The following is a 22,506-nucleotide window of genomic DNA, read 5'->3' as shown; positions in this document are numbered from 1 at the left end:
CAGCCGTGGTCTCGACCGGCCCGGAGCGGCTCGGCCACCTAGACTCGCGAGCATGTCCCGAGCGCGTGAGGAGGCCCCCGCGAGCCGCCCTGCACCACGCCCGGTCGTGCACGAGGTCGGTTCGTTCACCGCCGAGGACCCCGCCCCGCCGACCGGTGCGCTGCGCGCCCTGTTCGTCGCGCAGGACGCGCCCGACCGGGACACCGGGCTGGTCCGCGTCGTCGACAACCCCGAACAACGGGTCCGCAACCCCTCCGACCTGCTCGGGCTGGTCCTCAGCGCCCTCGGGGTCGCCCTCGTCCTGGTGCTCTCCGTCGTCGCGCACGGCACCACGGAGGGCGTCACGCAGGACGTCCGCGCCTTCAACACTCTTCTGGGTGAGCTGCTCGTCTTCCCCGTCGCGCTCCTCGAGGCCCTGGTCACGCTCATCGTGCCGGTCGCGGTCCTCCTCGAGCTCGGGATGCGCCGGCTGGGGCGGCAGGTCGTCGAGTCGATCATGGCGGCCACCCTCGGTCTGGTGCTCGGCGTGCTCGCCCTGCTGACCCTCTCCTGGCTCGGCAGCGACGAGCTCGTCCGCACCCTGTCGGTGTTCCGCGACGGGTCCTGGACGATCACGATCCCCGGCTACGTGTCCGCCATCGCCGGCCTGCTCACCACCGCGGGGCCACGCACCCGCCGTCGGACGGTGCGGTGGTCCTGGAACCTGCTCTACGTCGCCCTCGTCGTCGCTCTCATCACCGGCCAGGCCGCGCTGCCCGGGGTGCTGGTGGCGCTGCTGCTGGGCCGGATCGCCGGGCAGACCGTCCAGTACGCCTCCGGCGTGCGCTCCGAGCGCGCCTACGGCGGGGACCTCGTCACCGCCGTCCGGCACGCCGGGTTCCGCCCCACCGCGCTCGTGCGGGTGCGGGGCGTGTCCGCGCGGGTGGAGCACACCGACGACGGTGACGACCACGGCGACGACCACGGCGACGGCCGCAGCCACGACGGCTACCGCTCGGCGCTGCCCGACGACACCGTCACGCACGTCGACGCCGCCGGTGAGGTCACCGGCCGCACCACGCTGCGCGCGATGCTGCGCCACCGTGGCCGGCCCGGCACGCGGGGCAGCCGGGGCGAGCCCGTCGGTGCCGAGCTGCCGTCCTCGGGCGCGCTCGCCGACCCCGCCACCGTTGCCCTCACCCGCGCCGGCGACACCCGCGTGTACGCGATGTTCACCCCTGACGCCGACCGGCGCGACGTCGTCGTGCTCGACGGCGACCGGCACGTGGTGGGCATGCTGACGCGGGCCTGGCGGGCGCTGCGCCTCCGGGGCCTGGAGGGCCGCGCGCAGGTGTCGCTCAAGGCCGTCGCCGAACGGACGGCCCTGCTCACCTACGCGGCGACGGCCGCGGGCGTGCGCACCCCGCGCCTGCTGGGTGTCGGCGAGGCCGCCGACTCGATCGTGCTGGTCACGGAGCACGCCGAGGGCGCGGTCTCGTGGCGGGACCTGGCCGACGAGGACCTCGACGGCCCTGCCGGCGACGAGATCCTCGCCGCCGCCTGGGACCAGCTCCGCCGCGCCCACGCGGCCGGGCTGACGCACCACGCGCTCACCCCCGACGTGCTGCTGGTCGGCCACGACGACGACGGCAGGCCGCAGGTCTGGCTCACCGGCTGGGAGCAGGGCGAGATCGCCTCCACGGCGCTGGGACGGCGCCTCGACCTCACCCAGCTGCTCGCCCTGCTCGCGCTGCGGGTCGGCGCCTCGCGCGCCGTCGCCTCCGCGGTCCGGGCCCTGCCCGACGCCGACGTGACCGCCGTCGGTCCGCTCCTGCAGTCCGTCGCCCTGCCCCCGTCGACCCGCGTCGCGGTCCGCCAGCACAAGGGGCTGCTCGACGCGCTGCGGCAGGCGCTGGTCGAACGGCTGCCCGAGGTGAGCGTCCAGCCGCAGAACATCACCCGGTTCGGCGCGCGCACCGTCATCATGCTCACGCTGTTCCTCGTCGTGATCACCGCGCTGGTGACCACCATGAACCTCGACGAGATCACGGCGGCCGTCGGCCAGGCGAACCCGTGGTGGATCGTGGTCGCGTTCTGCCTCGGCGCGGTGACGTGGTTCGGGGCGGCGCTGACGTTCGTGGCGTTCTCCCCCAAGAGGCTGCCGCTGTGGCGGGCGACCCTGACGCAGATGGCGGGCTCGTTCGTCTCGCTGGCGGCGCCGGCCGGGATCGGGCCGGCGGCGCTGAACCTGCGCATGCTCACGCGGCGCGGGGTCACGATGCCCATGGCCGTCGCCACCGTGGCGCTCGTCCAGGCGTCGCAGTTCGTCGTGACGATCGTCCTGCTGGTGGTGCTGTCGATCTTCACCGGGTCCGGCGGCCTCATCGAGCTGCCGTCGATCACCGTGCTGCTCGCGATCGCCGGCGTCGCCGTCGCCGTGCTGGCGACCCTCCTCGTCCCGGCCGTGCGCCGGTGGGTGTGGGAGAAGACCCGCCCGACGCTGGAGCAGGTGTGGCCCCGGCTGTCGCAGATGCTGGGCCAGCCGGACCGGCTCGCCCTGGGGATCGGCGGCAACGTCATCATGTCGCTCGGGTACGTGCTGGCGTTCGACGCGTCGCTGGCGGCGTTCGGCCAGTCGCTCCGCCTCATCGACGTCGCGGTGATCTACCTGGTCGGCAACGCCCTGGGCGCCCTCGTCCCCACACCGGGCGGCCTCGGCGGCGTCGAGGCAGCGCTCACCGCGGGGCTCACGGCGGCGGGCATCCCGGCGTCGATCGCGCTGTCCACGACCATCCTGTTCCGCCTGGTCACGTACTGGGGGCGCGTGCCGTTCGGGTGGGCGGCCATGCGGTTCCTGGAACGCAAGGGCGATCTGTGAGGGCTCCGTCGGAACGCGCGAAGGCCCGCCGTCCAGCAGCGGACGACGGGCCCCCGAGATGCCGACCGAGGTCAGCGGGACGTCACTTGGCGACGGCCTTCTTCAGCAGCGAACCGGCGCTGATCTTCACGCCGTAGCCCGCCGGGATCTGGATCTCCTCACCGGTGCGCGGGTTGCGACCGGTACGGGCGGCACGCTCGACGCGCTCCACCGACAGCAGGCCCGTGAGCTTCACGGCCTCGCCCTGGCCGAGCGACTCGATGAGCACCTCCTGCAGGGCGTTGAGCGCAGCCTCGGCGTCCGACTTGGTCAGGTCGGCCTTGGCGGCGATGGCCGAGGCGAGCTCGGACTTGTTCAGCGACATGTGAATCCCTTCTCCGGATCACGACGTACGAGACCCGCACGTCGTCACGTTCTCGGTCGGTCCGGCGCGAACCGGTGGACCGGGAACACACTAAGGAACATCCGCAGGTTCCTGCGACTTTTGCGCCCTTCGGCGTGGCTCGCGGACCCTGGCGGACGATTCGTTCAGGCCTGCGGACCGTCCCGTGGTTCCTGCCCGGTGGTCTCGTGCAGGCGACGGCGCGACCGCAGCACCGTCATGGCGGCGACGCCGATCAGCGCCACCAGAGCGGCACCGTAGACCAGCGGCATGGCCCCGGTCGAACCGTCGGCACCCTCGTCGCCGACGGGCTCCGTCGCGGACGGCGACGGTTCCGGGGCCCCGAGCCCCTGGGCCTCACCCGACTCCTCGAGCTCCGCCTCCGCCGAGGCGGCCTCGCCGGGTTCGTCGGCGGGTCCGGACTCCTCCGGCGACGGGGCGGTCTGCGGGGCCACCTCGTAGGCGAGCTCTCCCTCGATCGGGTGCCCGTCGGAGGAGACGACACGCCACTGCACGCGGTACTCGCCGCCGACGCCGGGGGTGTCGAACGTCGCGGTGACCTGCTCACCCTCGATCGCCACGTCCGCGTCGACCTCGCCGTCGGGCGTCGTGACCCGCACCTGCGTGCCGTCCGCGATGATCTCGGCGCTGTACGTCAGCGTGACCTCCCCGACCGGCGCGTCGAGCTCGTCGCCGTCAGCCGGGTCGGAGGAGACGAGCTGGTCGTGCGCACCGGCCGAGGAGGCACCGAGGATGCTCACCGCGGTGCCGCCGACCGCCGTCAGCAGCATGGCCAGGGCCACGATCGCCGCGACGACGCGGCCACGGTTCTTGCGCACGGGGGTCCAGTCCGGGCCGGAGGCGGACGGCCGCCGGCCGGAGGGTCGGGAGTCGGGGCGGGAGCCCTCGGGTGTCTGCGCCACGGAGCGACCATATCCGTGCCGCGCCGCCCCCGACGACCACTCGGGGCGCGACGTCGGGCACACTCGGGGTGTGGACTTCCGCAACGCCTATGCCCACGGGTTCGCCCGCGTCGCCGCGTGCACCGTGCCCGTGTCCGTCGCCGACCCCGCCGCGAACGCCGCCGCGATCCTCACCGAGGCACGCGCCTGCCACGACGACGGCGTCGCCGTGGCGGTCTTCCCCGAGCTCTCCGTGTCGGGGTACGCGCTGGACGACCTCCACCTGGCCGACACCCTCCTGGAGGCCGTCGGCGACGCGCTCGCGCAGATCGTCGAGGCCAGCACCGTCCTGCGCCCGCTGCTCGTGGTGGGCGCCCCGGTCGAGGTGGACGGGCGCGTGCTGAACTGCGCCGTCGTCGTCCAGGGCGGCCGCGTGCTCGGCGTCGCCCCGAAGTCGTACCTGCCGACCTACCGCGAGTTCTACGAGTCGCGGTGGTTCGCCCCCGGCGCCGACCGGCGCGGCGGCACCGTCCGGCTGCCGTTCGCCGACGACGACGTCCCGTTCGGCCCGGACCTGCTCTTCCGCGCCGCGGACGTCGCCGGCCTCACCGTGCACGTCGAGGTGTGCGAGGACATGTGGGTGCCGGTGCCGCCGTCCGCCGAGGCCGCCCTGGCCGGCGCCACCGTCCTGCTCAACCTGTCGGCCAGCCCGATCACCATCGCGCGGGCCGAGGACCGGCGCCTCATGGTCCGCTCGGCGTCGTCGCGCTGCCTCGCCGCCTACGTCTACGCGGCCGCGGCGCAGGGCGAGTCCACCACCGACCTGTCCTGGGACGGGCAGACGATGGTCTACGAGGCCGGCGACCTGCTGGCCGAGACCGAACGGTTCCCCGACGGGCCCCGCCGCGCCGTCGCGGACGTCGACCTCGACCGGCTGCGCCAGGACCGGTTGCGGCAGGGCACGTTCGACGACAACCGACGCGCCCTGGACGACGGGGCCCGCGGCTTCCGGACCGTCGAGTGGGAGGTGCGCCCGCCGTCGGGCGACCTCGGCCTGCGCCGTGCGGTGGACCGGTTCCCGTTCGTTCCCGACGACGCCGCGCGCCTCGCGCTCGACTGCTACGAGGCGTACAACATCCAGGTCACGGGCCTGGAGAAGCGGCTGTCGGCGATCGGGCAGCCGAAGGTCGTCATCGGCGTCAGCGGAGGGCTGGACTCGACGCAGGCGCTCGTCGTCGCCGCCAAGGCCATGGACCGGCTCGGACGGCCCCGCACGGACGTCCACGCGATCACCATGCCGGGCTTCGCCACCTCGGCGGAGACGAAGGACCGTGCCACCCGTCTGGCGACCGCCCTGGGCGTGCGGTTCGAGGAGCTGGACATCCGACCCGCGGCCACGCAGATGCTGCGCGACCTCGACCACCCCGCCGGCGACGGCGAACCCGTGTACGACGTGACGTTCGAGAACGTCCAGGCGGGGCTGCGGACCGACTACCTGTTCCGGCTCGCGAACCACCGCGGCGGGATCGTGCTGGGCACGGGCGACCTCTCCGAGCTGGCGCTGGGCTGGTGCACCTACGGCGTCGGCGACCAGATGTCGCACTACGCCGTCAACACCGGTGTGCCCAAGACCCTGATCCAGCACCTCATCCGCTGGGTGGCCGACTCCGGAGACTTCCCCGCCGAGGTGGGCGACGTGCTGCGCGAGATCGTCGTGCAGGAGATCAGCCCCGAGCTCGTGCCCGTCGCGGCCGGCGAGGCACCGCAGTCCACCGAGGCCGCCGTCGGGCCGTACGCCCTGCAGGACTTCACCCTGTACTGGACGCTGCGGCACGGGCTGCGGCCGAGCAAGATCGCGTTCCTCACCTGGCACGCCTGGCGGGACGCGTCGGTCGGCGCCTGGCCGCCGAACTACCCGCACGACGAGCGGTCCACGTACGACCTCGCGACGATCCGGCGCTGGATGCTCGTGTTCTTCAGGCGGTTCTTCGGCTCGCAGTTCAAGCGGTCTGCGCTGCCCAACGGGCCCAAGGTGTCACCCGGCGGCACCATGTCGCCGCGCGGCGACTGGCGGATGCCGTCCGACGCGTCGCCCGCGGCCTGGCTGCGCGAGATCGAGGAGAACGTCCCGGAGGCGTGAACAGGGCGGCAGCGCTCAGGCTGTGCCGGTGGTCCGGGCTGTGCCGATGGTCCGCCGGCGGGCACGGCGGTACCCGACGACCGCCGCGAGCGCCAGGAGCGCCGTCGCGGTCAGCGACACCCCGGCCGAGACGACGGCGATCGTCCGCGTCACCTCGTCGCCGGTGACGCTCTCCACGTCGCGCACGGCCATGGCCGTCTCGACGTCGGCAGGATCGTGCAGGACGTCGAACGTCCCGGCATAGGGCCCGCTGCCCACCGGACGCCATGCGCCGGACAGCTCCGCGCCGGCCGACGCCGGTGCCAGGTCGGAGGCCGCGACGGTCGCTCCGTCGATCCGGAGCCGACGGTCGCCCCCGGGCAGGGCGACCCACGCCTCGACCGCACGCTCCCGGCCGCCCGACCCCTCGGCGTCGTCGGCGGTGGTGGCCTCCCCGTGGGTGGCGAGACGCTCGGCGGTCAGGACGGCGGATCCCACGTCCCCGGCGACGAACGCGCCGCCGACGGCCAGGACGAGACCCACGCACACCGGCAGCAGCACCCGCCACGGAAGAGCGCCGTCGTCGACCGACATGCCACCTCCCGCCGTCCGGTCCGAGGAGGCATCATGGCATGCCATGACCTCCACCACGCGGCCCGGCACCCCGGGCACCACCCGCAGCTCCGTCGCCGTCACGAACGGCTACGTCGTTCCCGTCGTCGGCGACCCGATCGACGGCGGCACCGTGCTCGTCGAGGACGGCGTCATCACCGCCGTCGGCACCGACGTGACCGTGCCCGACGGCGTCCGCACCGTCGACGCCGGCGGCCGCTGGGTGCTGCCGGGCTTCGTCGAGTCGCACGGGCACGTCGGCATCCACGAGGAGGCCGAGGGCTGGGCCGGCGACGACACCAACGAGAAGACGGCCCCGGACGGCGCCCACCTGCGGGCGCTGGACGCGATCAACATCGAGGACGAGGGGTTCCGTGACGCGCTCGCGGGCGGCGTCACCTCTGTGGTGGTCAAGCCGGGGTCGGCCAACCCGATCGGCGGGCAGACCGTGGCGATCAAGACCTGGGGCGGTCGCACCGTCGACGAGCAGCTCCTCTCCGAGTCCGTCTCGGTGAAGTCCGCGCTCGGGGAGAACCCCAAGCGCGTCTACGGCGACCAGCAGAAGCTGCCCGCCACGCGCCAGGGTGTCGCGGCCGTCATCCGGCAGGCGTTCCTCGACGCGCAGCACTACGCGGCCGCGCGCGCCGCGGCCGCGACGAAGGGCGAGCCGTTCGCCTGGGACCTCGGCAAGGAGACCCTGGCGCGCGTGCTCGACGGCGAGCTCGTCTGGGACCAGCACGTGCACCGTGCGGACGACATCGCGACCGCGTTGCGTCTCGCGGACGAGTTCGGCTACCGGCTCGTGATCAACCACGGCACGGACGGTGCGGCGGTCGCCGACGTGCTGGCGGAGCGGGACGTCCCGGTGATCTTCGGCCCGATGTTCACCACCCGCACCAAGGTCGAGCTGCGGAACCGGGCGATCTCGAGCCTGGCACGCCTCGCCGAGGCCGGCGTCCGGGTCGCCATCACCACCGACCACCCCGTGGTGCCGGTCAACTTCCTGGTGCACCAGGCCTCCCTGGCCGTCAAGGAAGGCCTCGACCGCAGGGTGGCGCTGGAGGCGCTGACGGTGAACCCGGCGGCGTTCCTCGGGCTGGACGACCGCGTCGGCGCGCTGCGGGCGGGGCTGGACGGCGACGTCGTCGTCTGGTCCGGCGACCCGCTGGACGTGACGTCGCGGGCCGAGCAGGTCTTCGTCACGGGCACGGAGGTCTACACGTGGGACGCCGCGGCCGACGGCGGACGGGGGGCCGCGCGCGTGACCGAGCGTGCCGCACGGTTCGCCGGCGCGTGAGGCTCGGCACAGTCGGCCGTCCCCGCTTGCCTGCTCGGGGCAACCCGTAGTCGAATCGTTCCGGCCCCTCTGCTCTCGCCGCTACCGCGGCGATCTCCGCGGCGCCGCCGCGCGCGGCCCGCGCCGGCCCGGACATCCCCCGGGCCGGTCATCGAGACCTCCCCGACCCGGGAGATCTCGGCGGAGACGGAGGGGTCCGCGCAGTGAGCGACCGGTGAGCGGGTCGGCGGTCCGGACCGCCGACCCGCTCGCCGCGTGCCGGTCGGACCTGCTCACCGCCCCGCGAGGAACTCGCCCATCAACGGGCCCGCCGTCGTCGACCCGTACTCGCCGTCCTCGACGAACACCGCCACCGCGAGGTCGTCCGCGACCGCGAGCATCCACGCGTGCTGCCGCGAGCCGTCCCCGTACTGGGCCGTGCCCGTCTTGGCCCCCACGACGTCCGGGATGTCACCCAGCTCCGACGCGCTGCCCTCGCTCACCACGCCACCCATCAGCCCGAGCAGGTCCTCGGCCTCGGTGGCGGTCAGCCCGTCGCCCGCCGGACCGTCGGCGGCAGCGCTCGCGCTCGCGGACGGCGACGCGTCCGTCCCGGCCGACGGCGACGCGCCCTCCTCGGGCTCGCCGTCGGCGTTGCGGACGAACCGCGGCTCCACCCGCTCCCCGGCGGCGACGCTCGCCGCGACCGTCGCCATGCCCAGCGGGGAGGCGAGCACCTCGCCCTGACCGATCGCCGACTCCGCGTGCCCCGTCCGCGAGGCTTCGTCGGGCACCGAGCCCGAGAACCCCGCGTCCGTCGCGGGACCGAGGCCCAGGTCCGCGGCGGCGGTGACCAGGTCAGCCTGGTCGACCTGCTCGGCCGCCCCGATGAAGGCCGTGTTGCACGAGTGCGCGAACGCCGTCGCGAAGAAGACCTCACCGGTGGCCGACGCCGGGTACCCGGGGACGTTGGAGTAGGTCCGGCCGTCCACCGTGATCTCCTCCGGGCAGTCGACGGTGTCCTCGGGGAACGTGTCGGCACGCAGCAGCGCCAGGGCGGTGGCCACCTTGAACGTGGACCCGGGCGCGTACTGGCCCAGCGTCGCCGTCGACCAGCCCTCGCCGCCCGGACCGCTCGCCGCGGCGAGCACGTCACCGGTGGACGGCCGGATCGCGACCAGCGCGCTCGGCGGCTCCACGGACCCGAGCACGTCCTCGGCGAGCACCTGCAGGGCGGGGTCGAACGTCGTCTCCAGGTCGGCGCCGTCGGTGGGCTCGACCCGGAACAGCTCGCGCGGCTCCTCGCCGGCCTCCGCGTCGCCCTCGGACGGCACCACCCGCACCACCAGCCCGTCCTCGCCGCGGAGGTGCTCGTCGTACTGCTGCTGCAGCCCGGACAGCCCGACCACGTCGCCGGCCTCGACAGCACCCTCCGACTCCTCGATGACCTCCGCCGTGGCCTCCCCGGCCCGCCCGAGGACGGGCGCCGCGAACGACGACGTCGGCGCGAGCTCCATCGTGTCGGCGACCACGTTGACGCCGTCGATGCTGCGCGCGTCGTCGACCGAGAAGGCGATGCCCGGGTCCTCCTGGCGGACGGTGATCGCCTCGACGAAGGCCTTGTCGCCCGCGGCCGCGACGCGCGCGACATAGTCGTCGGGCTCGGTCCAGATCATCCCGCCGAGCTGGCGCGCCCGAGGCTCCCACTCCTCCGGCTCGATGAACGTCTTGTCGATGCCGACGCGCCACACGTCGCGCTCGGTCACCAGCGGCGCGCCGTCGATGTCGACGACGTCCCCGCGGCCGGGTCGCAGCGTCTCGATCTCGAGCCGCTCCCCCGCCGCGAGCTCCGGCACGGCGAGGTCCGTGTCCCACTGCGTCTCCCAGGCCCCGGCCTCCTCGGAGTCCTCGGGCGGTGGCGCCCAGACCAGCTCGGTCGTCGTCGTGTACTCCCAGGTCTGCTCCGCGGTGAGCGGCCAGGACCACGCGAGCGTGACGTCGGCGCGGGGCGGTGCGTCGTCGGGCTCCGGTGCGACCTCGGTGACCTCGGCGACGGTCACGGCGGGTTCGGCGCCCGCCGGCCCGGCGGCCTCGACGAGCGGCGCGGTCACCTCCACCAGGTGCGCCTGCGGGTCCGCGGAGGTGTCGGTCGCGAGCGGCACGGCCGTCAGGTCGCCGGCGGACAGCGCCGCGGCGAGGGTGTCGGCCGCCTCGGACGGCGGCGGCCGGTCGGACCCCGTGCAGGCCGCGAGGGCCAGCAGGGCGGCAGGGGCGAGCAGGGCGGTCACGGTGATCGATGTCCGACGGCGCACGGTCGCGAGCGTAGCGTGCGCCGTCGGCGCACCGCAGGAGGCGGTGGTCCGGGCCGGCACCGGACCGCCGCGGCATGGTCGGCAGTCGCGCGGTCTGGCAGGCTGCAGGCGTGCCTCCCACCTCCCGCCGCGTCACGTCCACGGTCCTGGCCGCGATGGTCGCCGCCCTGGGGGCGACGACGGCGGTCGCGGCCGAGCCCGCGCCCGGCGGTCCGCTCGTCCCGGCCCGGCACCTCCCCCTGCCGGAGGCGACCACGATCACCGGCTGGTCCACGGCGGCGAGCCGACCGGCCGCCGAGCGGTGGACGGACCTGGTGGCCGTCGCCCCGGCCCGCGGTCGCGAGGTGAGCCTCCAGCAGGAGGTGGACGGCACGTGGGTGACCCGCGAGACGTTCACGCTGGACCGGACCGCGGTGGACGTGGCCGAGGTGGGCCTCACCCGGCACCGGACGCACGCACCGGTCACCCGGTGGCGGCTCGCCGTCGCCGGGAGCGAGACCGCCGGGCCGGCCGTCAGCGCGACCAAGGTCGTGAAGACCACGTGGGAGCCGGGCGCCCACCCGGAGGACACCACCGTGCTGGTGAACAAGCGGAACCCCGTCACCCCGGCGGCGTGGGAGCCCGACCGGCTGGTGCGGCCGGCCCTGGACACCGTGGGGTCGCGCGTGCGGCTCCGCCCGGTGGCGGCCGACGCCCTGGCCGGGCTCGCGGAGGACGCGCGGGAGGCCACCGGGAAGAGGCTGGTCCTCGTCTCGGGGTACCGCTCCGCGACCTACCAGGAACGGCTCCACACCCGGTACGTGCGTCAGCACGGCGCGGCGGCTGCCGACCGCTTCTCGGCGCGTGCCGCCCACTCCGAGCACCAGACGGGTCTCGCGGCGGACGTGACCCAGGCGGGGGTGCCGTTCACGCGCTTCGGGGACACGCCGTCGTCGGACTGGGTGGCGGCGCACGCCTGGCGCCACGGGTTCGTGGTGCGCTACACCGAGGGGACCGAGGACGTCACCGGCTACTCGCCCGAACCGTGGCACCTGCGGTACGTCGGGGCGGACCTGGCGGCGTACGTGCACCACACCGGGCTCACGCTCGAGGAGGCGCTCGGCGCCGAGGCCGCACCCGACTACCTCGGCTGACGCGGCGCTACCTCGGCGCGAACCGCGCTACCTCGGGGTGAGGGCCGGGGCGAGGCGGTCCACCGCCGCGGTGAGCGTCTCCGCCGAGGCCGCCAGGTTGAGCCGCAGCCGGCCGGCGCCCCCGGTGCCGAAGTGCCGCCCGTCGCCGAGCGCCACCCGTGCCGTGCGCAGCACGTGGTGGTGCGGGTCGCTGCCCGCGGGCACCGCGTCACGCACGTCGAGCCACATCAGGTACGTGCCCTCGGCGGGCTGGACCCGCACGGCGGGCGCCTGCTCGGCGAGCAGCCGCGTGACAAGCTCCCGGTTCCGCACGATCCCGGCACGCAGGGCGTCCAGCCACGTGTCGCCCTCGGTGTACGCCGCGGCATGCGCGAGCACCGCGAGATGGTTCACGGCGTGCCCCGCGATCTCGGGGATGCGGCGCAGGTCGTCGGCCGCCGCCGGCCCGCCCACCGCCGTCGCGGCCCGCAGCCCGGCGAGGTTGAACGCCTTCGACGCCGAGTGCACCGCGATCGCGCTCTCGCTGCCCGCCACCGTGAGCAACGGGGTGAAGGGCGTGCCGCCGTCGGGCGAGAGGTCGGCGAACGTGAACGGCGCGTGGATCTCGTCGACCACCACGCGGACGCCGTAGCGGCCCGCCAGCGCCAGCACGGCCTCGAGCTCGTCGCGCGTGTGCACCGTGCCGGTCGGGTTGTGCGGGCTGCACAGCAGCAGCACGGCCCGGCGGCCGGAGCCGGGCCCGCCGGGCCGCCCGTGGCCGCCGGACCCGGTCGCCTGCCGGAACGCCGCCTCCAGCGTGCCGAGGTCCAGGCGGCCGGCGGCGTCCAGCGGGGCCTCCACCACCTGGCGGCCCTCGTGGCGGCTGTACGCGTAGAACGGTTCGTAGACGGGCGGCGTGACGACGACGGCGTCGCCGGGTGCCGTCAGGACCCTGAGCACCGAGGTGATCGCGACCATGACGTCCGGCAGCGTGCGGCTGGTGGTCACGTCGGGCCTCCAGCCCCACCGTCGCTCGGCGAACGGCGCCAGCGCGGCCGCGTACCCCGTGCCGCGGTCGTACCCGGTGTCCCCGAGCTCGAGCGCGTGGGTGATCGCCTCGACGAGGAAGGGCGCCTGCGGCACGTCCATCTCGGCGACGAACAGCGGCAGCACGTCGTCGGGGTACGCCCGCCACTTCACGGAGGTCCGACGGCGCAGGTCGTCCAGGGAGAGCTGGTCCAGGGGGTTCTCGGTCACCCTCCCGTGTCTACCAGAACCTCCCCGCGGAGCACCCGCCCACCGGGGGCTCCCCGGCTCGGCGGATCAGACCGTCGTGAGCCGGACGACCTCCGCCCACTGCTCGGCACGCAGGTCCCCGGCGCGGTCCTCAAGCCCGGCCCACGACCGGGCATCCTGGATGGTGGCCTCGAGCAGCTCGCGGAGCCGGGTGTCGCGGTCCGGCACGTACGCCTCGCTGATGCCCTGCACGGCCGTCGACACCACGGACGGCGCGGCGTCGCGCACGAACCGCTTCGGCTTGACGTGCGTGCCCGCGCAGAAGCGGCGTGCCCACTCGGCCGTCTGGGGCGTGGCCGCGAGCGCGGCCTCGCTCTCCGGGCCCAGCGTGCCGTCCGGGCGACCGTCGAGCACGTCGAGCATGCGCTCGGCCCCGAAGACCGCGACCGCGAGCGTCTGCTGGCGGTCGGCCGGGGAGACCGGCAGCGCGGTCCGGGCCGCCCGCAACGCGATGTGCACGTCCCACCGGGGGTCGTCGCTGGTCAGGCCGATGACCGACGGGATCATCGTCGACAGGCGCGGCCGTGCGGAGTCGGACGTCAGGTCGTTGACCGCCCGCGCCAGCATCGCCAGGAGCGGATGCGTGCACTGCGGATGGTCGCTCCAGCGCTCCCCGGCGAGGAACGACGCGAGCTCCATGAAGCACGCACCCTTCTTCGGGTTGCGGTGCTTTCCCCGCCCCAGCATGGGCAGGGCGTCGAACGTTCCAGCGGTTCCCACCACGAGTCCACCCCCGTATCGGTTCCTGCTCCCAGTGTGCGCGCGGTGTGACCCAGGTCGCAACGGCTGGCGGGTACGGCACCTCCGACCGGACGACGCGGCCGTCGGCCCGGGTGACCCGTGATCGCCCGGATCGGGGCCATACTGGGTCAGTGCCCGAGACGCAGGTCCTGGGTCCGCTGCTCCGTGGCGCCCCGGACGAGTCCATCGCCGACGAGGTGTTCGACCGCATCGTGCGGCTCGTCCACCGCAACCTGGGCGTGCCCACAGCCTGCTTCGTCGTCCTCGGCGACGGGCTCCAGTTCCTCCCCGGTGCCGTGGGGATGCCGGAGACGATCCAGCGGGAGCGGCTGACACGGCTCGCCGAGCCCGCGACCGCCCTGGTCGTGGCGGAGCGCTCCGCCCTCGTGGTGGACGACACCGACAACGACCCTCGTTTCCACAGCCGGTTCGTCGCCCCGGAGCTCGGCGCCCGAGCCGTCGCCGGCTACCCGGTGGAGGACGGGCGGGGCACCGTGGTCGGCGCCCTGTGGGCCGTCGACACGGCACCCCGGCGCTGGACCGACGACGAGCTTGCGACCCTCGGCGACCTCGCCGCCGCCTGCACCGGCGAGCTGCGGCTGCGCGCCGAGCGGGAGCGTGCCCGCCGCGCCGAGCAGGTCGCGTTCCGCGCCCACCAGCGGGCCCAGTTCCTGCTCGGGCTCTCCGAGCAGTTCGCCGGCGTCACGACGCTGGAAGAGGTCGAGGAGACCATCGCCCAGGTCGTGGGCACTGGGATGGGGGCACGCTGGTGCTCGCTCGCCCTCGTCGACGCCGACCGCCGCCACCTGCGCTACGTCACCGTCGGCCACCAGGAGCCCGGCTTCCCGGAAGCCATGCGCTCCACCCGGCTCGACTCGCCCCGGCCCGACACCGCCGTCGTCCGCGAGCGCCGCACGCTCTTCTACCGCGACCAGGAGGAGATGAGCGAGGCCTACCCCGCGATGGCGGCGGTCGGGCTGATGTCCGCCGGCGCACGGTCCTTCCTGCCGGTCATGACGGACGACGACGTGATCGGCGTGGTCATCTGCGTGTGGGAGGAGACCCGTGACCACGACGCCGGCACCGCCGCGCTGGAGACCACCCTCAGCCGGTACGTGGCGATGGCGCTCGAGCGGGTGGCCCTGCTCGAGGCCCGACGGCGGGTGGCGACGACGCTGCAGGAGTCCCTGCTCTCCGACGCCCCGGACGTCGCGCACCTCGACATCGCCACCACGTACGCCCCGGCCGCGCGCACCGACCAGGTGGGCGGCGACTGGTACGACGCGGTCGTCCGCGACGACCGCACCGCCGTGCTGACCATCGGCGACGTCACCGGTCACGACGTCAACGCCGCCGCCCAGATGGGTCAGCTCCGCTCCATGCTGCGGGCGCTCGCGTGGAGCCACGACGAGTCGCCGGCGGCCATGCTGTCCCGCCTCGACCGCGCCAACGCCACGCTGGGCCCGCAGGCGCTGGCGACCGCCGTCGTCGTCCGCCTCGACCACGACGAGCATCCCCAGGGCGACACCGGACCCGACGGCACCGCCGAGCGCGGGTACACGCTGACGTGGTCCGACGCCGGGCACCCGCACCCGCTCGTGCTGCGCCGCGACGGGACGGTCGAGCAGCTCGACGCCCGCACCGACATGCTGCTCGGCATCGACCCCGACGCCGAGCGCCACGACCACGTCACCCGCCTGCTGCCCGGCGACACCCTGCTGCTGTACACGGACGGGCTGGTGGAGCGGCGTGGCGTCATGGTCACGGACCGCGTGCGCGACCTCGTCCAGGCGCTCGCCGACGCCCACGGGGAGGCGACGGCGGCGCTGCCGCGCGCCCTGGTGCGGCGGCTCGTGGGACGCAGCCAGCGGGACGACGTCGCCGTGCTGGCGGCGCGGGCGCGCGTGCCGGCGCCGTCGGGCCCGCCCGGGGAGGACGGACCCGCCACGGCCGAGCGCAAGGTGGCCGAGGACCTCGGTGACCTGGGACCGGCACGCCGGTGGGTCGACGACGTGCTGGAGTCCTGCGACGTGGACGCCGAGCAGCGACGCACGGCGATGCTCCTGGCGAGCGAGATCCTCACCAACGCGCTGGAGCACGGGGCCGGGCCGATCGTCGCGACCGTCGAGGTGGACGCCCGGCGCCTGCGCGTCGGCGTGCGGGACGGCTGCACGCGACCTCCCGTGCTGCGCGCCCCGCAGCCGCAGGACCTGTCCGGCCGCGGCGTGCAGTTCCTGGAGAAGCTGGCGTCCCGGTGGGGGGTGCAGCAACACCAGGTGGGCGACGTCGTCGGACGCCACGCCGCCGTGGGGTCCGGCAAGACCGTGTGGTTCGAGATCGACCGGACGGCACGTCCGCTGACCGGCACGGTGCCGGTGGTGCGGCGTTCGTCGCCGGCCACCAGCTCGGTGCCGCTCGTCGAGCGGGTGCTGCCGTGGACGCGCGACGAGGCCCGCCGCCGGCGGACCTGAACCGTGCCGCGCGGGTGTCGGAGCCTCGTCCTACCGTGGGAGGCATGACGCAGACCGTCACGGACCTCGGGGGTTCGCCCGACGTGGGCGCCCGGCTCGAGGTGTACCGCCGGGAGCTGACCGGCTACTGCTACCGGATGCTCGGCGGCGCCGGGGACGCCGACGACGCCGTGCAGGAGACGATGCTCCGCGCGTGGCGCGCGTTCGACCGGTTCGAGGGGCGTTCCTCGCTGCGGTCCTGGCTGTACCGGATCGCGACCAACGTGTGCTTCGACGCCCTGGCGGTGTCCAAGCGGCGCGAGCGCCCGATGGGGATCGGCGGACCCCAGCCGGCCGAGATCGAGTACTTCGGCGACACCCTGGCCGAGGATCGCTGGGTGGAGCCCGTGCCCGACGACGCCGTCCTGCCGCGCGAGGGTGACCCGGCCGAGATGGCGATCGGCCGCGAGTCGGTCCGGCTCGCGTTCGTCGCCGCGCTGCAGCACCTGCCGCCGCGGCAACGGGCGGTGCTGCTGCTGCGCGAGGTCCTGCGCTGGTCGGCGGCCGAGACGGCCACGCTGCTGGGAACCACGGTCGCCTCGGTCAACAGCGCGCTGCAGCGCGCCCGCGCCACCCTCGGGGACCGTGCGCTGGACCGTGACGAGAGCCGGTGGGGGACCGTCGACGACGCTCTGCTGGAGCGGTACCTGGACGCGTTCGAGCGGTACGACATGGAGGCGCTCGTCAGCCTGCTGCGCGAGGACGCCGTGCTCAACATGCCGCCGTACACGCTGTGGGTCTCGGGTCCCCGGGAGATCGCGCGCTGGATGCTCGGGCCGGGCCACGAGTGCCGGGGCTCGCGGTGCCTGCGCGTGCGCGCCAACGGCTCGATGGCGTTCGGGCAGTACCGGGCCGCGCCGGACGGCGGGTGGACCCCGTGGGGCCTGGTGGTGCTGGAGGACGACGGCGCCGGCCACGTCACGGGCATCACGACGTTCCTCGACACGGCGACGTGGTTCCCGCGGTTCGGCCTGCCCGACCGGTTGCCCACCGCGCCCGCGCGGTAGGACCGCACGCCGGGGTAGCACCACCTCCGCCGAGGTAGCGCGAGCCGCGACGAGGTAGTAGCGCGTCCGCCATGATGGTGCCCGTGACCTCGACCCGCCCGCCGCACCGCGACCCGGCGCTCCTCGGGCTCGTCGCGCTCGGCGGGGCCGTCGGCTCCGGACTCCGCTACACGGTGTCCCTCGCCCTGCCGGCCGAGCAGGACGGCTGGCCGTGGGCGACCTTCGCCGTCAACCTCGTCGGGGCGTTCGCCCTCGGGTGGCTGCTCGAGGCGATCGCGGTGCGCGGACCCGAGACCGTCCGGCTCCGGCGGCTCCGCCTGTTCGCCGGCACCGGCGTGCTCGGCGGCTTCACCACCTACTCGGCGCTCGCGCTCGACGTCGAGGCGTTGCTCTCCGAAGGCCAGTGGCACACCGCACTGGCGTACGGCGGCACCACGCTGGGGCTCGGTCTCGTCGCCGCCCTGCTCGGGGTGCTCGTCGGGCTGCGCACGCCTCGTGGCCCACGCGGGCCCCACGCGGGACGTGCTCGATGAACGCCACCGTTCCCCCGGTGCTGGGGACCCTGCTGGTCGGGCTCGGTGGCGGGCTCGGTGCCGCAGCACGGTTCTGGCTCGCCGACAGCATCAAGGCCCGCCGTCCGACGGGTTTCCCGTGGGGGACGTGGATCGTCAACGTGCTCGGGTCCCTGGCCATCGGCGTCGTCACGGGATGGCTGGTCCTCACCGGCCCCGGCACGGAGCCCTGGCGGCTGCTGCTGGCGACCGGGCTCTGCGGCGGGTTCACGACCTTCTCGACCGCCTCCGTCGAGACCGTGGCGATGTTCCGGGGCGGCCGCCACGTCGCGGCCGTGCTGCACGCACTGAGCACGCTCGCCGTCACGGTGCTCGCCGTCGCCGGCGGGATCGCCGTGGTGGCCGCCGCCGTGGGTGGCACCTGAGAGGCTGAGCCCATGCGCCTGATGCTGCTGGACACCGCGTCGCTGTACTTCCGGGCCTTCTTCGGGCTGCCGGACTCCCTCCGCTCGCCCGACGGCCGGCCCGTCAACGCCGTGCGCGGCCTGCTCGACATGATCGCGTTCCTCGTCACCGAGCACCGGCCGGACCGGCTCGTGGCCTGCTGGGACGACGACTGGCGCCCCGCCTTCCGGGTCGACGCGATCCCGTCGTACAAGGAGCACCGGGTCGCCGAGCGACGCGACGACGGTCCGGACGTCGAGGAGGTCCCCGACGGTCTCGTGCCCCAGGTTCCCGTCATCAGGGAGGTGCTGGCCGCGCTCGGCATCGCGCGCGTCGGTGCCCCGGGATTCGAGGCGGACGACGTGATCGGCACGCTCGTCGCGCGCGAGCTCGCCGCCGCGCCCGACGGTGGAGCTGCGGCCGCGTCGTCGGGCACCGGCCCGCAGGTCGCAGTCGTCACGGGCGACCGCGACCTCTTCCAGCTCGTGGACGACGAGGCCGGGGTCGCGATCCTGTATCCCGCCCGCGGGGTGCGCGACCCGGACGTCGTGGACCAGGCGCTCCTCGTGGAGAAGTACGGGGTGCCGACCGGTGCCGCCTACGCCGAGATGGCGGTCCTGCGCGGCGACCCCTCCGACGGGCTCCCGGGAGTGCGCGGCATCGGCGAGAAGACGGCCGCGAAGCTGCTGGCGACGTTCGGCTCCCTCGACGAGGTGCTGGCGGCGGCATCGACGGGCGCGCCGGGGGTCACCCCGTCCCAGCGCACCAAGATCGCGGAAGCCGCCGACTACCTCGCCGTGGCGCTGGGCGTCGTGCAGGTTGCCGCCGACGCCCCCGTGGGGTCGTTCGACGACGCCCTGCCGCGGTCCCCGCACGACCCGGCGGCGCTCGACGCGCTCGCGGAGCGCTGGGGCATCCGCTCCAGCGTCGACCGGGTCCTCACGGCGCTCGCTCGATGAGTCCTGCCGCCGGGCAGCGTCAGCGCGGACGCAGGGCGGCGGCCGCGGCGGCCGCGACCTCGGGGTCGGTCACCTCGTAGCCGACGTCTCCGCCGCCACCCGGCCCGCCGTCGTCGGCCACCGTGCGCTTGGCGGACAGGTGGACGGCGTCGACGCCGGCGGCTCGCAGCGCGGGGACGTCCTCGACGCGGACACCGCCGCCGGCCATGATCTGCACCCTGCCGCCGAGGACCTCCCACGCGTGCTCGGCGCACGCACGCAGCTGCTCGATCCCCTCCGCGCACCGTGGCGCGCCGCCGGAGGTGAGCACCCGCGCGACGCCGGCCCCGGCGAGCACGTCGAGCGCGGCCAGCGGGTCGGCGAGCTGGTCGAACGCCCGGTGGAACGTCACCTCGACGCTGTCCGCTGCCGCGACCAGCTCGCGCAGCGCCATCGCGTCGATCACGCCGGCGCGGGTGAGCGCGCCGACGACGACGCCGCTCGCCCCGGCGCGCACGGCCGCCTCGACCTCACGCACCTGGACGTCGAGCTCCCCGTCGGCCATGACGAACCCGCCGGGCCGCGGGCGCACCAGGACGTGGACCTCGACAGCGGAGCCCGACGACGGAGCGGCGGCGCGCTCGACCGCGGCGGCCAGCAGGCCGGGGCCCGGCGTCACACCACCGGTCGCACCCAGCGCGGTGCACAGCTCCACCCGTCGCGCGCCGACGGACGCCGCGACGTCCACGCCGGCGACGTCCTGCACCGCCAGCTCGAGCGCGACCGCGGCGTCCGGCGCCATCAGCCGGTGTTCTGCAGGCCGGCGCTCACACCGTTGACGGTGAGCAGCAGCAGGTGACGCCAGCGGTCCTTGTACCCGCCGTCGACCCACTCGCCGTCGTCCACGGTGAGGCCCTCGCTCGCGCCCTGGGTGCGCAGCGCCCGCAGCGCGCGGACCTGGAGCAGGGAGAGCGCGTCGACGTAGGGCGAGCGGAGCTGCACGGCCCGGCCCAGCACCCGGCGGCTCGCCAGCGGCCACTCGTTGCCGGTGATCTTCAGGACCCACTCGCGGGTGAGCCGCAGCTCGTCGAGGACCATCGCGGCGAGGTCGTCGCGGTCGCCGAGCGCCAGGTACTTCTCGGCGATGCGCTCGTCCGTCTTGGCGAGCGACATCTCGATGTTGTCCAGCAGCGTGCCGAACAGCGGCCACTCGCGGTACGCGGCCTGGAGATCGTCCAGGCTGCCCTCACCCTCCACGAACGACTTCAGCGCCGTCCCCAGGCCGTACCAGCCGGCCAGGTTGATGCGCGCCTGCGACCAGGAGAACACCCACGGGATCGCGCGCAGGTCGTCGAGGGAGTTCACCGACAGGCCGCGCTTGGCGGGACGGGAGCCGATCGGCAGCAGGCCGACCTCCTCCAGCGGGGTGACCTCGGCGAACCACTGCGGGAAGCCGTCGGACTTCACCAGCTCGTGGAACCGGGCCCGCGACGTCGCGTCCAGGGAGGAGGCCAACGCCGAGAACCGCTCCGCCGTGGTGGCGTTGCGCTTCTCCGTCGACGGCGCGGAGGCCAGCAGCGTCGCCGCCGCCACCTGCTCGATGTGGCGCGCCGCGATGGTCGGGTCGCCGTAGCGGGCCAGGATGACCTCGCCCTGCTCGGTGAGCTTGAATCGGCCGTCCACCGAGTGCGGCGGCTGCGCGAGCACGGCCCGGTTCGCGGGGCCGCCCCCACGACCGAGGGCGCCACCGCGGCCGTGGAACTGCGTCAGCGTGAGGTCGTGCCGCTGCGCCCACTCCGCGATGCGCGACTGCGCCGAGTGCAGGGCCAGGGTCGCCGCGACCGGCCCGACGTCCTTCGAGGAGTCGGAGTACCCGAGCATGACCTCGACGCGACGCCCGTTCTCTGCGAGGCGCTTCTGCACCTGCGGCATCTCGAGCATCGCCTCGAGGATGTCGACCGAGTTCTCAAGGTCCGCGAAGGTCTCGAACAGTGGGATCGCGTCGATGACCGGGGCGTCGTCGGAGCCCTCGAAGGCCAGCTCGGCGAGCTGGTAGACGGCCGCCATGTGCTCCGGGGCCTGGGTGAACGAGACGATGTAGCGGCGGGCGGCCCGCTCGCCGAAGCGCTTCTGCACGGCCCCGAGGGCACGGAAGGTGTCGAGCACCTCGCGGGTGCGGTCGCTCAGCTCGCCGTGGACGCCCTTCTCGGCGATCTCGTCCAGCGCGGAGGCGTGCACCTGGGAGTGCTGGCGCACCTCGATCTCGGCGAGGTGGAACCCGAAGGTCTGCACCTGCCACACGAGCTTCTGCAGGTCGCCGAACGCCGCGCGCTGGGCACCGGCCTCCACGAGCGAGGACTGCACGACGCGCAGGTCCGCCTCGAGCTCCTCGGGACGCTGGTAGGCGAGGTCCGCGTCGCGGGTGCGGGTGGCCGCGATGCGGCCCGCGATGGCGAGAACCGCGGCACGGTGCGGCTCGTTCGGCGAGTCCGCCGCCGCCGACGTGGTGAGGTCGTCGGAGAGCTGGCGGATCCGCTGCCACAGGGCCTTGAGCTCCGCCGACGCCGGGGTGCTCGCCTCCTCGAGCGTCAGCTTGCGACCGGTCGCGCGGGCGGCCTGCTCCAGCGCGGTCAGGGCGTGCTCGGCGGCGAGCGTGGCCGCCTGGCGGGTGACCTCGGCGGTCACGTTGGGGTTGCCGTCGCGGTCGCCGCCGATCCAGGAGCCCAGGTAGACGAACGGCTTGGCGATCGGCGCGCGGGCGCCGGCCTCGCCGTCGAGCAGCCAGTCGTCCAGCCGGCGGTACACGTCGGGGAAGGTGCTGAACATCGTGGCGTCGAAGACGCCCATCGCGGTCTTGACCTCGTCCAGGACCCGGGGCTTCGACGCCCGGATCGGGGAGGTGCGCCACATCGTGTCGATCTCGGCGAGCATGCGCCGCTCGTTCTCGGTGCGCGAGGTGCCGCCCGGACGCATCGTGTCGCGCTCCGCGAGGAGGGTCGAGATGCGGCGCACGGCACCGGAGACCGCCCGGCGGCGGGCCTCGGTCGGGTGCGCCGTCAGGACGGGGCGGAACTCCAGCTCGCCGAGCCGGCGCACGGCCTCCTCCCGGCCGACCTCTTCGGTCAGCTGGGTGAACGCCGCGGGCAGGGACTCCTCGATCGCGGCGCCCGACTCGCTCTCGCGCTGGTGCAGCACGCGCACGCGGTGGTACTCCTCGGCGAGGTTCGCCAGGTGGAAGTAGCACGTGAACGCCCGGGCGACCTGCTCGGCACGCTCCAGGCTGAAGCCCGCGACGAGATCAGCGGCCTCCGCCAGGCTGACACCGCCGTCGTCCACACCGTAGGCGCGGATGGTCAGCTCGCGCAGGCGCTCGACGTCGTCGAGCAGGTCCTGCCCGCCGGCCTCGCGCAGCACGGTGCCGAGCAGCCCGCCGAGGAGGCGGATGTCGTCGCGCAACGGGTCGGGCATCTCGTGCCGGGCGACGAC

General features: G+C 74.6%; 17 protein-coding genes. 9 read left to right on the top strand and 8 right to left on the bottom strand.

Annotation, left to right across the window (positions count from 1 at the left end; genetic code table 11):
• Positions 1 to 52 precede the first annotated feature (52 nt).
• The gene (locus AC3RJ8_RS01365) at positions 53 to 2,857 is read left to right on the top strand and encodes a flippase-like domain-containing protein (RefSeq protein ID WP_489714185.1); all 2,805 of its coding nucleotides are present in this window, start codon (positions 53 to 55) and stop codon (positions 2,855 to 2,857) included.
• Between the two features lie 82 nt (positions 2,858 to 2,939).
• Here AC3RJ8_RS01365 and AC3RJ8_RS01360 read toward each other — a convergent pair whose 3' ends face one another.
• Both AC3RJ8_RS01360 and AC3RJ8_RS01355 read right to left on the bottom strand, forming a co-directional pair.
• The gene (locus AC3RJ8_RS01360; protein WP_407320196.1) at positions 2,940 to 3,221 is read right to left on the bottom strand and encodes an HU family DNA-binding protein; all 282 of its coding nucleotides are present in this window, start codon (positions 3,219 to 3,221) and stop codon (positions 2,940 to 2,942) included.
• 164 nt (positions 3,222 to 3,385) lie between these two features.
• Entirely contained in the window at positions 3,386 to 4,162 is a 777-nt protein-coding gene (locus tag AC3RJ8_RS01355; protein ID WP_489714184.1) for a copper resistance CopC family protein, read from the bottom strand.
• 70 nt (positions 4,163 to 4,232) lie between these two features.
• On the opposite strand from AC3RJ8_RS01355, the gene AC3RJ8_RS01350 reads away from it, so the two are divergent.
• Complete coding sequence (locus AC3RJ8_RS01350) at positions 4,233 to 6,281, top strand: NAD(+) synthase (RefSeq protein WP_489714183.1); 2,049 nt, start codon at positions 4,233 to 4,235, stop codon at positions 6,279 to 6,281.
• A 15-nt stretch (positions 6,282 to 6,296) separates the two neighbouring features.
• Here the strand turns inward: AC3RJ8_RS01350 and AC3RJ8_RS01345 are convergent, their stop codons facing one another.
• Positions 6,297 to 6,854 carry a hypothetical protein gene (locus AC3RJ8_RS01345; RefSeq protein ID WP_489714182.1) on the bottom strand — a complete coding sequence of 186 codons (558 nt, stop codon included), beginning with the start codon at positions 6,852 to 6,854 and terminating at the stop codon, positions 6,297 to 6,299.
• Between the two features lie 43 nt (positions 6,855 to 6,897).
• Here AC3RJ8_RS01345 and AC3RJ8_RS01340 point away from each other — a divergent pair, with 43 nt between their 5' ends.
• Positions 6,898 to 8,169 carry an amidohydrolase gene (locus AC3RJ8_RS01340; RefSeq protein ID WP_489714181.1) on the top strand — a complete coding sequence of 424 codons (1,272 nt, stop codon included), beginning with the start codon at positions 6,898 to 6,900 and terminating at the stop codon, positions 8,167 to 8,169.
• Between the two features lie 272 nt (positions 8,170 to 8,441).
• Here AC3RJ8_RS01340 and AC3RJ8_RS01335 read toward each other — a convergent pair whose 3' ends face one another.
• Positions 8,442 to 10,460, bottom strand: a complete 2,019-nt coding sequence (locus AC3RJ8_RS01335) for a penicillin-binding transpeptidase domain-containing protein (protein ID WP_489714180.1) — start codon at positions 10,458 to 10,460, stop codon at positions 8,442 to 8,444.
• 110 nt (positions 10,461 to 10,570) lie between these two features.
• Here AC3RJ8_RS01335 and AC3RJ8_RS01330 point away from each other — a divergent pair, with 110 nt between their 5' ends.
• Positions 10,571 to 11,593 carry a M15 family metallopeptidase gene (locus AC3RJ8_RS01330; protein ID WP_489714179.1) on the top strand — a complete coding sequence of 341 codons (1,023 nt, stop codon included), beginning with the start codon at positions 10,571 to 10,573 and terminating at the stop codon, positions 11,591 to 11,593.
• Positions 11,594 to 11,620: 27 nt separating this feature from the next.
• On the opposite strand, the gene AC3RJ8_RS01325 is transcribed toward AC3RJ8_RS01330, so the two are convergent.
• Complete coding sequence (locus AC3RJ8_RS01325; RefSeq protein WP_489714178.1) at positions 11,621 to 12,829, bottom strand: MalY/PatB family protein; 1,209 nt, start codon at positions 12,827 to 12,829, stop codon at positions 11,621 to 11,623.
• Between the two features lie 66 nt (positions 12,830 to 12,895).
• Positions 12,896 to 13,588 carry a hypothetical protein gene (locus AC3RJ8_RS01320; protein WP_489714177.1) on the bottom strand — a complete coding sequence of 231 codons (693 nt, stop codon included), beginning with the start codon at positions 13,586 to 13,588 and terminating at the stop codon, positions 12,896 to 12,898.
• A 152-nt stretch (positions 13,589 to 13,740) separates the two neighbouring features.
• On the opposite strand from AC3RJ8_RS01320, the gene AC3RJ8_RS01315 reads away from it, so the two are divergent.
• The 5 genes from AC3RJ8_RS01315 to AC3RJ8_RS01295 all read left to right on the top strand — a co-directional run bounded on the left by AC3RJ8_RS01315 (position 13,741) and on the right by AC3RJ8_RS01295 (position 19,041).
• Positions 13,741 to 16,080 (top strand): SpoIIE family protein phosphatase, encoded by a 2,340-nt coding sequence (locus AC3RJ8_RS01315; RefSeq protein WP_489714176.1) that lies wholly within the window; start codon positions 13,741 to 13,743, stop codon positions 16,078 to 16,080.
• Positions 16,081 to 16,124: 44 nt separating this feature from the next.
• A complete protein-coding gene (locus AC3RJ8_RS01310) occupies positions 16,125 to 17,126 on the top strand; it encodes a sigma-70 family RNA polymerase sigma factor (RefSeq protein WP_489714175.1) in 1,002 nt (333 codons plus the stop codon).
• A gap of 83 nt (positions 17,127 to 17,209) precedes the next feature.
• Positions 17,210 to 17,659 carry a fluoride efflux transporter FluC gene (locus tag AC3RJ8_RS01305; RefSeq protein WP_489714174.1) on the top strand — a complete coding sequence of 150 codons (450 nt, stop codon included), beginning with the start codon at positions 17,210 to 17,212 and terminating at the stop codon, positions 17,657 to 17,659.
• Complete coding sequence (gene crcB / locus AC3RJ8_RS01300; RefSeq protein WP_489714173.1) at positions 17,656 to 18,063, top strand: fluoride efflux transporter CrcB; 408 nt, start codon at positions 17,656 to 17,658, stop codon at positions 18,061 to 18,063. The genes AC3RJ8_RS01305 and crcB overlap by 4 nt, the downstream gene beginning before the upstream one ends.
• A 12-nt stretch (positions 18,064 to 18,075) precedes the next feature.
• Entirely contained in the window at positions 18,076 to 19,041 is a 966-nt protein-coding gene (locus tag AC3RJ8_RS01295) for a 5'-3' exonuclease (protein WP_489714172.1), read from the top strand.
• Between the two features lie 19 nt (positions 19,042 to 19,060).
• Here AC3RJ8_RS01295 and AC3RJ8_RS01290 read toward each other — a convergent pair whose 3' ends face one another.
• A complete protein-coding gene (locus AC3RJ8_RS01290) occupies positions 19,061 to 19,822 on the bottom strand; it encodes a copper homeostasis protein CutC (RefSeq protein ID WP_489714171.1) in 762 nt (253 codons plus the stop codon).
• Positions 19,822 to 22,488 (bottom strand): phosphoenolpyruvate carboxylase, encoded by a 2,667-nt coding sequence (locus AC3RJ8_RS01285; protein ID WP_489715546.1) that lies wholly within the window; start codon positions 22,486 to 22,488, stop codon positions 19,822 to 19,824. The genes AC3RJ8_RS01290 and AC3RJ8_RS01285 overlap by 1 nt, the downstream gene beginning before the upstream one ends.
• Positions 22,489 to 22,506: the final 18 nt, after the last annotated feature.

It is taken from the genome of Isoptericola sp. MSGPD8_1_ISO-PGPR-S23-394 (assembly GCF_058072785.1).
The sequence above is the reverse complement of the archived record's forward strand: the minus strand, read 5'-3'. Positions and strand labels throughout refer to the sequence as shown.

Bases quoted from the DNA above. Each gene is read 5' to 3' on its own strand.
- AC3RJ8_RS01365 (WP_489714185.1), top strand. From the start codon at position 53: ATGTCCCGAGCGCGTGAGGAGGCCCCCGCGAGCCGCCCTGCACCACGC.
- AC3RJ8_RS01360 (WP_407320196.1), bottom strand. From the start codon at position 3,221: ATGTCGCTGAACAAGTCCGAGCTCGCCTCGGCCATCGCCGCCAAGGCC.
- AC3RJ8_RS01345 (WP_489714182.1), bottom strand. From the start codon at position 6,854: ATGTCGGTCGACGACGGCGCTCTTCCGTGGCGGGTGCTGCTGCCGGTG.
- AC3RJ8_RS01340 (WP_489714181.1), top strand. From the start codon at position 6,898: ATGACCTCCACCACGCGGCCCGGCACCCCGGGCACCACCCGCAGCTCC.
- AC3RJ8_RS01310 (WP_489714175.1), top strand. From the start codon at position 16,125: ATGACGCAGACCGTCACGGACCTCGGGGGTTCGCCCGACGTGGGCGCC.
- crcB (WP_489714173.1), top strand. From the start codon at position 17,656: ATGAACGCCACCGTTCCCCCGGTGCTGGGGACCCTGCTGGTCGGGCTC.
- AC3RJ8_RS01295 (WP_489714172.1), top strand. From the start codon at position 18,076: ATGCGCCTGATGCTGCTGGACACCGCGTCGCTGTACTTCCGGGCCTTC.
- AC3RJ8_RS01290 (WP_489714171.1), bottom strand. From the start codon at position 19,822: ATGGCGCCGGACGCCGCGGTCGCGCTCGAGCTGGCGGTGCAGGACGTC.
- AC3RJ8_RS01285 (WP_489715546.1), bottom strand. From the start codon at position 22,488: ATGCCCGACCCGTTGCGCGACGACATCCGCCTCCTCGGCGGGCTGCTC.